General features: G+C 60.1%; 10 protein-coding genes. 9 read left to right on the top strand and 1 reads right to left on the bottom strand.

Annotated elements, in window-relative coordinates; translation table 11 throughout:
- The first annotated feature begins 233 nt into the window (after positions 1-233).
- From panB to WHX55_RS26650, 9 genes are all read left to right on the top strand, one after another.
- Positions 234-1,034, top strand: a complete 801-nt coding sequence (gene panB, locus WHX55_RS26610; protein ID WP_150727069.1) for a 3-methyl-2-oxobutanoate hydroxymethyltransferase — start codon at positions 234-236, stop codon at positions 1,032-1,034.
- Positions 1,031-1,891 (top strand): pantoate--beta-alanine ligase, encoded by an 861-nt coding sequence (panC, locus tag WHX55_RS26615; RefSeq protein ID WP_353741593.1) that lies wholly within the window; start codon positions 1,031-1,033, stop codon positions 1,889-1,891. The genes panB and panC overlap by 4 nt, the downstream gene beginning before the upstream one ends.
- 195 nt (positions 1,892-2,086) lie before the next feature.
- Positions 2,087-2,467 (top strand): aspartate 1-decarboxylase, encoded by a 381-nt coding sequence (gene panD, locus WHX55_RS26620; RefSeq protein WP_003228271.1) that lies wholly within the window; start codon positions 2,087-2,089, stop codon positions 2,465-2,467.
- Positions 2,468-2,691: 224 nt separating this feature from the next.
- A complete protein-coding gene (gene pgi / locus WHX55_RS26625) occupies positions 2,692-4,356 on the top strand; it encodes a glucose-6-phosphate isomerase (protein ID WP_008050169.1) in 1,665 nt (554 codons plus the stop codon).
- Positions 4,357-4,631: 275 nt separating this feature from the next.
- A complete protein-coding gene (acs, locus tag WHX55_RS26630; RefSeq protein WP_353741594.1) occupies positions 4,632-6,569 on the top strand; it encodes an acetate--CoA ligase in 1,938 nt (645 codons plus the stop codon).
- 133 nt (positions 6,570-6,702) lie between these two features.
- Positions 6,703-7,572, top strand: a complete 870-nt coding sequence (locus tag WHX55_RS26635) for an oxygenase MpaB family protein (protein WP_151214140.1) — start codon at positions 6,703-6,705, stop codon at positions 7,570-7,572.
- A 213-nt stretch (positions 7,573-7,785) separates the two neighbouring features.
- Entirely contained in the window at positions 7,786-8,802 is a 1,017-nt protein-coding gene (locus WHX55_RS26640) for a class I SAM-dependent methyltransferase (RefSeq protein WP_150757727.1), read from the top strand.
- 93 nt (positions 8,803-8,895) lie between these two features.
- Positions 8,896-11,853: a DUF748 domain-containing protein gene (locus WHX55_RS26645; protein ID WP_150727062.1), complete on the top strand. Its 2,958-nt coding sequence runs from the start codon at positions 8,896-8,898 to the stop codon at positions 11,851-11,853.
- On the top strand, positions 11,853-12,149 hold the full coding sequence (locus WHX55_RS26650; protein WP_223446861.1) for a DUF2845 domain-containing protein: 297 nt from the start codon (positions 11,853-11,855) through the stop codon (positions 12,147-12,149). Before WHX55_RS26645 ends, WHX55_RS26650 begins: the two co-directional genes overlap by 1 nt.
- 139 nt (positions 12,150-12,288) lie before the next feature.
- Here WHX55_RS26650 and WHX55_RS26655 read toward each other — a convergent pair whose 3' ends face one another.
- Entirely contained in the window at positions 12,289-12,645 is a 357-nt protein-coding gene (locus WHX55_RS26655) for a BON domain-containing protein (protein WP_150757729.1), read from the bottom strand.
- Positions 12,646-12,869: the final 224 nt, after the last annotated feature.

Here is a 12,869-nt window from a genome sequence, read left to right on the forward strand (position 1 = left end):
CTGAATCGCATCAGTTACCCCGGTAACACCCCACCCGTAACAATGCGGTAACACACGCAATTGACTTCCCTCGTTCTCCTCACGACTATAGGCGTCCCGCTGCCGCCAACACGGCGTTCAAGGGCGCAATCCAGGCCTTAAAAGCACGACGAAAGAGCGTGCGCCTGTATTCAACGAAGAATCACGCGCGTTACTCGCAGTAGTTTCCACAGCGCCTGAATGAGGAACTTTTCATGCCAGCCATCACCCTGACCACCCTGCAAGGTCTGAAGCAAAAAGGTGAAAAAATCACCATGCTGACCTGCTACGACGCGACCTTCGCCCACGCCTGCAACCAGGCCGGCGTCGAAGTGCTGCTGGTGGGCGACTCCCTCGGCATGGTTTTGCAGGGCCACGACAGCACCTTGCCTGTCACCACCGCAGAAATGGCTTATCACGTGGCCGCCGTCAAACGCGGTAACAGCGATGCCCTGATCCTCGCCGACCTGCCTTTCATGGCCTACGCCACCACCGAGCAAGCCATGGTCAACAGCGCCCTGTTGATGCAGGCCGGCGCGCACATGGTCAAGGTTGAAGGGGCGTTGTGGCTGGCCGATTCGATCCGCCTGCTGGCCGAGCGCGGCATCCCTGTCTGCGCGCACATGGGCCTGACGCCGCAATCGGTGAACATCCTTGGCGGCTACAAGGTCCAGGGTCGCAATGAAAACCAGGCGCGGCAGATGCGTGCCGACGCGATTGCCCTGGAACAGGCTGGCGCGGCAATGCTGCTGCTCGAGTGCGTCCCGAGCGAACTGGCGGAGGAAATCACCCAGGCGGTGAAGATCCCGGTGATTGGTATTGGCGCCGGCAATCGCACCGATGGCCAGGTGCTGGTTCTGCACGACATGCTGGGGCTGTCCATTACCGGCCGCGTGCCAAAATTCGTGAAAAACTTCATGACTGGCCAGACCAGCATTGAAGCTGCATTGAATGCCTACGTGACTGAAGTCAAAGCGGCAACTTTCCCTGGGATCGAACACGGATTTTCTGCATGAACACCGTAAAAACCGTACGCGAACTGCGGGCCGCCGTGGCCCGTGCCCGTGGCGAAGGCAAGCGCATCGCCTTTGTGCCGACCATGGGCAACCTGCACAGCGGCCACGTGGCGTTGGTGACCAAAGCCTCCCAACGGGCGGACTTCGTGGTCGCTAGCGTTTTCGTCAACCCGCTGCAATTCGGTGCTGGCGAAGACCTCGACAAGTACCCGCGCACCCTCGCCGCCGACCAGGAAAAGCTGCTCCAGGCCGGTTGCCATCTGCTGTTTGCCCCCACTGTTGAGGAGATGTATCCCGACGGCATGGCCGGCCAGACCCGCGTCAGTGTCCCGCAATTGTCCGAAGGCCTGTGCGGCGCCAGCCGTCCGGGTCACTTCGAAGGCGTGGCGACGGTGGTCAGCAAGCTGTTCAACATGGTCCAGCCGGACCTGGCGATTTTCGGCGAGAAAGACTTCCAGCAACTGGCGGTGATACGCGCACTGGTTCATGACCTGAACATGCCGATCCAGATCATCGGTGAGCCCACTGTTCGCGCAACCGATGGCCTGGCACTGTCGTCGCGCAACGGTTTCCTCAGCGAAGAGCAACGCGCTGTGGCACCGGTTGTCTACCGCACGCTGAAAGCGATCGGCGAGGCGATCAAGCAGGGTGAACGCGACTACCCGGCGCTGATCGGCACGCTGATCAAACAGCTCGAAACAGCCGGCCTGCGTCCTGACTATCTGGAAATCCGCCATGCCCTGACCTTGCGCCCGGCGACGGCGCAGGATCGTGACCTGGTGATTCTGGTGGCGGCGTTCCTCGGTACGACGCGGTTGATCGACAACCTGCATCTGAATCTCGACGCGCCCGTCTAGCCAACACAATTCCCCTGTGGGAGCGAGCCTGCTCGCGATAGCGGTTGTTCAGTCACAACAATTTTGACTGATACACCGCCATCGCGAGCAGGCTCGCTCCCACAAGGGGATCTGCGCCGGTTTCCAAGCCGTATTGCCGCCCACAAACCCTTCGGGCAAACTGCCCGCCGTTCGATTCCGACCTGGGAAATACTCATGCACGCCATCATGCTCAAAGCCAAGCTGCATCGCGCCGAAGTCACCCACGCTGTACTCGATTACGAAGGCTCCTGCGCCATCGACGGTGAATGGCTGGACCTGTCCGGCATTCGTGAGTACGAACAGATCCAGATCTACAACGTCGACAACGGCGAGCGCTTCACCACCTACGCCATCCGTGGTGAAGAAGGTTCGCGCATGATCTCGGTCAACGGCGCCGCCGCGCACAAGGCCAAGGTTGGCGATCGCGTGATCATCTGCGCTTACGCTCATTACAGCGAAGCCGAACTGCTCAACTTCAAGCCGCGCATGCTCTACATGGCACCGGGCAATGAATTGAGCCACACCAGCAACGCCATTCCGGTCCAGGTCGCCTGATCCGAGTCCTGTCTCTTCCGTTTGTCGGACCGTTCCTAACTTTGGTGTTAAAAAAGTACCGGAAACAGGTCAGACAAAGTCAAGACAGATCATTGCGCGGGGTTTACTGTATCCGCCCTGCGCCATGAAATCGTGTCGACGCAGTTGACCGGGACGCCCACCCACAGCGCTCCGGGATTTTTAGTGTTCAAAAGGCCGTTCAAGTAATAAGGAAACCCGCAGCGATGGCGTATTACCGCACTCCTCACGACGTTACCGCTCTGCCTGCCTGGCAAGCGTTGAATGACCACCGCCAAGCCATGCAGGATTTCAGCATGCGCGAAGCCTTCAATGCCGACCCGCAGCGTTTTACTCAATTCACCCTCAGCAGCTGCGGCCTGTTTCTCGACTATTCGAAAAACCTGATCAACGCCGAGACCCGCAATCTGCTGGTGGGCCTGGCCAACGAAGTCGACCTCAAGGGCGCGATCAAGTCGCTGTTCGACGGCGAAATCGTCAACTCTTCCGAAGGCCGTCCGGCCCTGCACACGGCCCTGCGCCGCCCGGTTGGCGACAAGCTGTCGGTCAACGGCGTCAACGTGATGCCCGAAGTGCACAAGGTGCTGAACCAGATCACCGACCTCGTCGGCCGTATCCACGATGGTCTGTGGCGCGGTTACACCGAGAAGCCGATCACCGACGTGGTGAACATCGGCATCGGCGGCTCGTTCCTCGGCCCTGAGCTGGTGTCCGAAGCGCTGTTGTCCTACGCCCAGAAAGGCGTGCGTTGCCATTACCTGGCGAACATCGACGGCAGCGAGTTCCACGAACTGACCATGAAGCTGCGCGCCGAGACCACGCTGTTCATCGTCTCGTCGAAATCCTTCAACACCCTCGAAACCCTGAAGAACGCCCAGGCTGCCCGTGCCTGGTATCTGGCCCAGGGTGGTTCGGAAGCCGAGCTATATCGCCACTTCATCGCGGTTTCGAGCAACAACGCCGCCGCGGTAGCGTTCGGCATCCGTGAAGAGAACATCTTCCCGATGTGGGACTGGGTTGGCGGGCGCTACTCGCTGTGGTCGGCCATCGGTTTGCCGATTGCCCTGGCCATCGGCATGTCCAACTTCAAGGAGTTGCTGTCCGGTGCCTACACCATGGACCAGCACTTCCAGAGCGCACCGTTCGAACAGAACATGCCAGTGCTGCTGGCCTTGCTCGGGGTGTGGTACGGCAACTTCTGGGGCGCGCAAAGCCACGCGATCCTGCCGTACGATCACTACCTGCGTAACATCACCAAGCACCTGCAACAGCTGGACATGGAATCCAACGGCAAGAGCGTGCGCCAGGACGGCAAGCCAGTGTCCACCGACACCGGGCCGGTGATCTGGGGCGGCGTCGGCTGCAACGGTCAACACGCCTACCACCAGTTGCTGCACCAGGGCACCCAACTGATCCCGGCCGACTTCATCGTGCCGATCGTCAGCTTCAACCCGGTGTCCGACCACCACCAGTGGCTGTACGCCAACTGTCTGTCGCAGAGCCAGGCGCTGATGCTCGGCAAGACCCTGCCTGAGGCTGAAGCCGAACTGCGCGACAAAGGCATGAGCGAAGACGATGTGCAAAAGCTCGCGCCGCACAAGGTGATCCCGGGCAACCGTCCGAGCAACACCCTGGTGGTCGAACGCATCAGCCCGCGTCGCCTCGGCGCTCTGGTGGCGATGTACGAACACAAAGTCTTCGTGCAAAGCGTGATCTGGGGCATCAATGCCTTCGACCAGTGGGGTGTGGAGCTGGGCAAAGAGCTGGGCAAAGGCGTCTACAACCGCCTGGTCGGCAGCGAAGAAACCCCGGCCGAGGACGCCTCGACACAAGGGCTGATCAATTACTTCCGTGGTCGTCACCGCGGGTGATTTGACAGCACCACCCACGGGCTTTGGATCAACCCGAATCCTGTGGGCAAAAACAATTCCCTGTGGGAGCGAGCTTGCTCGCGATTACGGACTGTCAGTCGACAACCATGTTGACCGCCATGCCCTCATCGCGAGCAAGCTCGCTCCCACAGTGGTTTATGGTGTTCTCTCATTCTGCGGTGAGCCTGTCTCCATGCCGATTGGCGACTGACTTGAACCCTTTGACTACTCGGCGCATCTTTATCTTTGTCGCAAAACAAGAATAAGGAACCGTCATGTTCGATATCAGCACGTTCCCCAAAGCCGATGCCGTCCGCCGGGCTGCACAATTGAGTCAAGACGACTATCAGCGCATGTACCGCCAATCCGTCGAACACCCCAGCACCTTCTGGGCCGAACAAGCCACGCGTTTTCTCGACTGGAGCGCGCCTTGGGAAACCGTCCAGCGCTACAACCTGAAAACCGGTGAAGCCAGCTGGTTTGCCGGCGCGCAATTGAACGTCAGCTACAACTGCATCGATCGGCACCTGGAGAAACGCGGCGATCAGGTTGCCATCATCTGGGAAGGCGACGACCCTGCCGACTCGACATCGATCACCTACAAAAAACTGCATGAAAACGTCTGCCGCCTGGCCAATGTACTAAAAAGCCGTGGCGTGAAAAAAGGCGACCGCGTGTGCATCTACCTGCCGATGATTCCCGAGGCGGCCTACGCCATGCTGGCCTGTACCCGCATCGGCGCGGTGCACTCGGTGGTGTTCGGCGGCTTCTCCCCGGACTCGTTGCGTGACCGCATTCTCGACGCCGAGTGCCGCACAGTGATTACCGCGGACGAAGGCGTGCGCGGCGGCAAGGTCGTGCCACTCAAGCAGAACGTCGACAAGGCGCTGCGAAGCTGCCCTGACGTGAGCACCGTGCTGGTGGTCGAGCGCACCAAGGGGCAGGTGAACCGGGTCGAAGGACGGGACATCAAGTACCAGCAGGCCCTGAGCGAAGCCAGCGCCGATTGTCCGCCCGAGCCGATGGACGCCGAAGACCCGCTGTTCATCCTCTATACCTCCGGCAGCACCGGCAAACCCAAAGGCGTGCTGCACACCACCGGTGGCTACCTGCTGCAAGCAGCGATGACCTTCAAGTACGTGCTGGACTACCGCGATGGCGAAGTCTTCTGGTGCACCGCCGACGTCGGCTGGGTCACTGGCCACAGCTACATCGTCTACGGTCCGCTGGCCAACGGCGCGACCACGCTGATCTTCGAAGGTGTGCCGAGCTACCCGAGCACCTCGCGCTTCTGGCAGGTGATCGACAAGCACAAAGTGAACATTTTCTACACCGCCCCGACGGCCCTGCGCGCACTGATGCGCGAAGGCCCCGAACCGTTGAAGCAAACATCCCGCGCCAGCATCAGGCTACTCGGCACGGTCGGCGAGCCGATCAACCCGGAAGCCTGGGAATGGTATTTCCATGCAGTCGGCGAAGAGCGTTGCCCGATCGTCGATACCTGGTGGCAGACCGAAACCGGCGGCATCATGCTCAGCCCGCTGGTCAGTGCCCAGCGGATCAAGCCTGGTTGTGCGACACAACCGATGTTCGGCGTACAACCGGTGCTGCTCGACGAGCAAGGCAGGGAAATCAAAGGTGCCGGCAGCGGCGTACTGGCCATAAAGTCCAGCTGGCCGGCGCAGATCCGCAGCGTTTATCGCGACCCGCAACGCATGGTCGACACCTACTTCAAGCCCTACCCCGGCTACTACTTCACCGGTGACGGCGCGCGGCGCGATGAAGATGGCGACTACTGGATCACCGGGCGCATCGACGATGTGATCAACGTATCCGGCCACCGTATCGGCACCGCCGAAGTGGAAAGCGCCCTGGTGCTACACCAGAGCATCGCCGAGGCCGCTGCGGTCGGTTACCCCCACGACATCAAGGGCCAGGGCATCTACGTCTTCGTCACGCCCATGAACGGCGCCGAAACCAACGATGAACTGAAGAAAGAATTGCTGGCCCTCGTCAGCCAGGAAATTGGCAGTTTCGCTAAGCCGGACTTGATCCAGTGGGCCCCGGCCTTGCCGAAAACCCGCTCAGGCAAGATCATGCGGCGCATTCTGCGCAAGATCGCCTGCAACGAACTGGACAGCCTGGGTGATACTTCGACCCTGGCTGACCCGAGTGTGGTGCAGGGCCTGATCGACAAACGCCTGAACCAGTAACGGACTGCGCACTGTAGGAGCAGCCGGTCGACGCTCGATCGCTCGCGATGAACTCCGACGCGCCGCGTACATTCAGGAAACACGCGTAATCGTTAACGTCCATCGCGAGCAAGCTCGCTCCTACAGGTTCACCATGGAATTCATCCGCACCCGCATCGAAACCCAGATCATGAGCCTGACCGGTTTGTCCCTGGGCAAACTCGATCTGGAAAACCCCAAGGGCGACCCCGGCCTGTTCGGGCCGGACTCGGTGAGCTGGCAAGTCCATGGCGATTTCAGCAGCATGCTGATCGGTGGCATCAGTGCCCTGATGCTGCAAGCCCTGCATCCTCTGGCATTGGCCGGGGTCTGGGACCATTCGAATTTCCGTGAAGACATGCTCGGCCGCTTGCGTCGCACCGGGCAGTTCATCTCCGGCACCACCTTCGGTTCTCGACAGGATGCCGACTGGCTGATCGAAAAAGTCCGCACCATCCATTTGCAGATCACCGGCACGGCACCGGACGGACGCGCCTACGCCGCCAGCGACCCCGAATTGCTGACGTGGGTGCACGTAGCGGAAGTCAGCAACTTCCTCACCGCACATTTGCGCTATCGCAATCCGCACCTGTCGCAGGTCGATCAGGATCGCTATTACGCCGAAATTGCCTTGGTTGCCGAGCGCCTCGGGGCCCGGGATGTGCCCCGTTCGCGGCAGGAAATTGCCGACTACCTTGAGCGCATGCGTCCACATTTGCTGTGCGACGAACGCAGCCGAGAAGTCCTGCGCCTGTTGCTGAACGCCCCCTCCCCCAGCCGCTTGGCCAAGCCTTTCGGTGGTTTGATGATGCAGGCCGGGATCGACCTGCTGCCGGACTGGGCCAGCGATATGCTCGGTGTCAGCCAGAATCCGCTGCAACGCAAGCTGATCCGCGCCAGCGTCAATCGCAGTGCGCCGATGCTGCGCTGGGCGGTGCGTAATGGGTCGGTGCAGCGGGCCAAGCGGCGGATGGGGATTCCTTAGAAAGAACAAAGATCAAAAGCTTCGCGAGCAAGTCGAGTCGTCGCACCGCCGCTCCCACATTGGATCTATGTCGAACTCGAGTTTTATGTTCACAGAAAATCCGATGTGGGAGCGGCGGTGCGACGACTCGACTTGCTCGCGAAGGCAGCACCTCGGTCCCGTGCCAAAACTGTTAAACTCCCGCGCCCAATTCCCTCCTGCAAGGCGCCCAGCATGTCTTCCTTGAATCAGGCGCTGCGCGCCGCCCTCGAACGTCGCCAGGATCTGCTGGTGGAGTTGCACAGCCAGGGTACCGATTGCTATCGCCTGTTCCACGGCAGCCAGGAGGGCGCCGGGGGCCTGACCATCGACCGCTACGGCCCGCAATTGCTGGTGCAGAGTTTCCACCAGCCGCTGGAGCGCGAGACGCTGCTGCAACTGCACGAAGCGATCAATCAACACCTGGGTTTTGACACCCTGCTGGTCTACAACGACCGCTCCCGTGGCAATTCGCGCATCGATCGCGAAGACATTGTCTACCGCGCCGACGAAGCCGCCCTGCAAGACCTGGTCGGCCACGAATGGGGCCTGAACTATCGGGTACGGGGTCGCCATGCCGGACAAGACCCGCTGCTGTTCCTCGACCTGCGCAACACCCGCGGCTGGGTCAAGGATCACAGCAAGAACAAAAGCGTACTGAACCTGTTCGCCTACACCTGTGGTGTCGGCCTCAGTGCCGCCGCCGGTGGTGCGCGCGAGGTGTGCAACCTGGACTTCGCCGAAGGCAATCTGGCGGTCGGTCGGGAGAACGGCCAACTCAACCCGCAGTTGCCGACCATGGAATTTATCCAGTCCGACTACTTCCCGGCCATTCGCCAACTGGCCGGCCTGCCGATCAGCCAGCGCCGCGGGCAAAAACTGCCGAGCTATCCGCGCCTGGAACAGCGCCAGTACGATCTGGTACTGCTCGATCCACCGGCCTGGGCCAAGAGCGCATTCGGCACCGTCGACCTGCTGCGCGACTACCAGAGCCTGCTCAAACCGGCCCTGCTGACCACCGCCGACAACGGCGTGCTGATCTGCTGCAACAACCTGGCGAAAGTCAGCATGGACGACTGGCGCGAGCAGGTTTTGCGTTGCGCAGAGAAGGCCGGGCGGCCGGTGCGTGAGTGGAGCGTGATGAAACCGGGCGCCGACTTCCCGTCGATGGATCAGCAACCACCGCTGAAAACCCTGATTCTGCAGCTCTGACCGCTGTGGGAGAAATCTGAAACTTCCTGATCAGTCCAATCACTTGGGAACCGGAAACGCGTGCCATACTCCAAGGCACTCCGATCCAGACAGATGAAGCCGCACATGTACAAAGGATTGATTCGCGCCATCGGCGCCTTGTTGACTGCTCTGGCCCTCTACAGCTTGCTGGGTTTTCTGATTTTACCGGGTGTCGCGCTGCGCGTTGCCAACCAGCAACTGGCCAACTACGCCACCACACCCGCCACGATCCAGCGGATCGAATTCAATCCGTTCAGCCTTGAACTGACCCTTTGGGGCTTGAACATCGGCGAGCCCGGTAAGGAGCAGGTCGGTTTCGAACGCCTGTATGCCAATCTGCAACTCGACAGCCTGTGGACCAAGGCGGTGCACCTGTCCGATGTCGAACTGGACAAGGCCAAGACCGAAATCCTGTTCAGCAAGGATGGCAAACTCAATCTGCTGGGGCTGTTCAAACTGCCAGCGAACGAACCCACACCCGCCGACCCGGATGCCAAGCCGTTTCCGCTGCGCATCGAGCGAATCAAACTGGCGGGCGGCGCCGTGCACTTTGAAGATGCCCGGCCCAGCGAGCCCATCGAGTTTGTATACGACACACTCGATTTCGAGCTGAAGAACCTCAGCACCCTGCCCGATGACAGTGCCGACATGACCTTGGTGGCCGTCGGCCCCAATGGCGGACAGATCGACTGGACCGGCAACTTCAGCCTGATCCCGATCGCTTCCGAAGGTAAGCTGAAAATCACTGATGGCAAGATGAAAGCCTTTTGGCCCTATGTGCGCGACGCCGTGCCACTGGACCTCGAAAACGGCGTCATGAGCATCAGTACCGACTACAAATTCAGCCTGGCCAAGGAAACCGAGCTGCTGCTGAGCAATGTAGCGGTCAACATTGCACCCTTCGCGATCAAGGCCCCGGATGGCCGGCCGCTGGTGAGGCTCGAGCGCCTGGACGTCAGCGAAACCACCGTGGACCTGGCCAAGCAGCAAGTGGTGGTCGGCAAGATCCGCAGCCACAAACTGGAAACCTGGGCCGCGCTGGAATCGGACGGCCAACTCGACTGGCAGAAACTGTTCGCCAGCCAACCGTCAAAACCCGCTGCCAAAGCCAAGGCGGATGCCGAACCGGCCAGCACTCCGGCGGCGGCAGACTCACCGAAACCTGAACCGGCCGCCCCAGACAAACCCTGGCAGGTGTTGCTCAAGGATGTGCAGTTGCGCGATTACCAGGTGCATCTGGCTGACCGCAAGGCACAGCCTGCCGTCGCCCTGGATCTGGCTCCGCTGAACCTCGACCTGCAAAACTTCGACAGCCTCAACGGTTCCCCCTTTACCCTCAAGCTCGATACCGGCGTGGGCAAGCAAGGCAGGATCATGGCCGACGGCGAGGTCAACCTGGCCCCGGTCAGCGCCAGGCTGAAGGTACAGACCAAGGACATCGACCTGCGGGTTGCCCAGTCCTACATCACGCCGTTCATTCGCCTGGAACTGCGCAGCGGCATGCTCGGCAGCGATCTGGCGGTCGACCTGAAAAGCACTGAGCCTCTGGCGTTCAACGTTACAGGCCGCGCCCAGGTCGATCAGTTGCATACCCTGGACACCCTGAAAACCCGCGACTTCCTCAAGTGGCAACAGGTCGTGGTCGAAGGCCTGAACTATCAGCATGGGGACAGCCTGTCGATCGACAAGATCAACCTGTTCCAGCCCTATGCGCGCTTCATGATCAACGATGATCGCACCACCAACATCGATGACCTGCTGATTCCGCAACCGGTGGACTCCGGGGCAAAACCGGCGGCGAGCAAACCGGCCAGCAACGAAAAACCGCTGGGCATCCACATCGGCGGCATTTTCATCAATGACGGTTCGGCCAACTTCGCCGACTTCAGCCTGACCCCGAACTTCGCCACCGCCATCCAGCAACTCAATGGGCAGATCGGCACCATCGACAGCCGCCAGCCGAAACCGGCCGGTGTCGACGTCAAGGGCAAGGTCGATCGCTACGCGCCTGTGACCATCAAGGGTTCGGTCAATCCGTTCGACCCGATGGCCAGCCTCGACATCGCCACCAGCTTCAAACGCGTGGAACTGACCACACTGACGCCCTACTCCGGCAAGTTCGCCGGCTACCGTATCCGCAAGGGCCGGCTCAATCTCGACCTGCACTACCAGATCACCAAGGGTCAGCTCAAAGCTGAAAACAAAGTGGTGGTCGAACAACTGCAGCTGGGTGAAAAAGTCGACAGCCCGGATGCCGTGAGCTTGCCGCTGAAACTGGCGATTGCCTTGCTCAAGGACGTCGACGGCAAGATCTCCATCGAACTGCCGGTCAGCGGCGACCTGAACAACCCTCAGTTCAGCGTCATGCCGATTATCTGGCAGACCCTGCGCAACCTGATCGTCAAAACCGCGGCAGCACCGTTCAAACTCATTGGCGGGCTGGTCAACGGTGGCGGCTCGGAAGACCTGGGCAGCGTTTCATTCGCAGCCGGTTCCAGTGAATTGGGCAAGGACGCCGAAGGCGCCCTGGACAAACTGTCCAAGGCGCTCAAGGAACGTCCGGCCCTGCGCCTGGAAATCGAAGGCACCGCCGCCCAGAGCAGCGATGGCCCGCTGATCGCCGAACAACGCCTGGAGCGTGAGTACCAGTACAACTACTACAAAATGCTCCAGCGCCGCGGTGACAAGGTCCCGGCCCAGGCTTCGTTGCTGGAAGTGCCGGACGGGGAAAAAGGCCCGCTGCTCGAAGGTATCTACCGCACCCGCCTGAAAACCCAGCCCCCTGCCGAATGGAAGGACCTGGGCAAGGAAGAGCGCACCGCGAAAATGCGTGCCGAGGTGATCAAGTTCTGGAGTTCCAGCGACGTGCTGTTGCGTCAACTGGGCCAGGAACGCGCCAGCAGCATCAAGGATTACCTGGTCGACAAGGCCCAGCTGGAAGATGACCGGGTGTATTTCATCGACGCCAATCTGGGCGAGGCGCAAAGCGACGGCCGCGTGGTGACGCCGATGCATCTGGATGCCGAGTGATGATGCGGCGGCAGCTGACTGGCCTGATCCTGGCGCTCTCCGCCAGTCAGGCCTGGGCGGCCGATACCCTGCGCTGTGGCAGCCAGTTGATCAGCGTCGGCGATCGCTCGAGTGAGGTTTTGCAGAAATGCGGTGAACCGGTCAGTCGCGACCTGCTGGGTTACAAACGCAGTGCAGATCGGCGCGAAGAGTTTCAAGTCGAGGAATGGACCTACGGACCGAATGGCGGGATGTATCAATACTTGCGGTTCGAAGGTAATCGGCTGAAACAGATCACCAGCAAACGCGGCAATTGATTAGCACTAGCCAATGTGGGAGCAAGCCCGCTCCCACAATGATTTTAAGCGCTGCATATAGAGCAGGCCCCGGCAAAAATGCGCGGGGTCTGTGGTGGCCAACATTCGTTTGGCCCCGGTCCAGGCGAGAAGTCTTGCCTTACTCGGCTTTGAGGCCGTCAGCGGAGACCGCCTTGACGCCTTTGATCTTCTTGGCGATGGCCACAGCCATTTCTTTTTGCGAATCGGTCACGGCGGTGGTCGACGACAGCGATACCACGCCTTTGTTGGTTTCAACCTTGATGTCGGTACCTGGAATGCCTTTTTCGGTCATCAGGTCAGCTTTGACTTTGGTGGTGATCCAGGTATCGGAAGTAGCTTCTTTCGCTTCGGTCATTTCACCGGCAGCCAGCACCATTGGCGACTGGGTTGCCTGGGTGGTTTGAGCAAACGCGGGGTTGGCCATGGTCAGGGTCAGCGCGGTAGCAGCAGCGGCAGTGATAGCGAACTTCTTCATACGAGTAACTCCTGTTTTTCGGAAAGTCTGCCGGGTGTCTTTTCGGCAGGGTTACCAAGGATATTGCGAACGCTATGCCAACTTTTAAACAGAGTTAAAAACCTTATTAATCAACAAGTTATAAAATCAGCCAATTTTCGGAATCATGCAAAATGCACGAGAAGCACGAACACTGCATGCAAGTTGCGGGTTTATGGAAAGTTCCTAAGATGCTGAATTTCTGA

The sequence above is a fragment of the Pseudomonas fluorescens genome, from assembly GCF_040448305.1.
Lineage (GTDB): Bacteria > Pseudomonadota > Gammaproteobacteria > Pseudomonadales > Pseudomonadaceae > Aquipseudomonas > Aquipseudomonas fluorescens_BH.

Coding starts and splice junctions, on each gene's coding strand:
- panB (WP_150727069.1), top strand. CDS start 234: ATGCCAGCCATCACCCTGACCACCCTGCAAGGTCTGAAGCAAAAAGGT.
- panC (WP_353741593.1), top strand. CDS start 1,031: ATGAACACCGTAAAAACCGTACGCGAACTGCGGGCCGCCGTGGCCCGT.
- panD (WP_003228271.1), top strand. CDS start 2,087: ATGCACGCCATCATGCTCAAAGCCAAGCTGCATCGCGCCGAAGTCACC.
- pgi (WP_008050169.1), top strand. CDS start 2,692: ATGGCGTATTACCGCACTCCTCACGACGTTACCGCTCTGCCTGCCTGG.
- acs (WP_353741594.1), top strand. CDS start 4,632: ATGTTCGATATCAGCACGTTCCCCAAAGCCGATGCCGTCCGCCGGGCT.
- WHX55_RS26635 (WP_151214140.1), top strand. CDS start 6,703: ATGGAATTCATCCGCACCCGCATCGAAACCCAGATCATGAGCCTGACC.
- WHX55_RS26640 (WP_150757727.1), top strand. CDS start 7,786: ATGTCTTCCTTGAATCAGGCGCTGCGCGCCGCCCTCGAACGTCGCCAG.
- WHX55_RS26645 (WP_150727062.1), top strand. CDS start 8,896: ATGAAGCCGCACATGTACAAAGGATTGATTCGCGCCATCGGCGCCTTG.
- WHX55_RS26650 (WP_223446861.1), top strand. CDS start 11,853: ATGATGCGGCGGCAGCTGACTGGCCTGATCCTGGCGCTCTCCGCCAGT.
- WHX55_RS26655 (WP_150757729.1), bottom strand. CDS start 12,645: ATGAAGAAGTTCGCTATCACTGCCGCTGCTGCTACCGCGCTGACCCTG.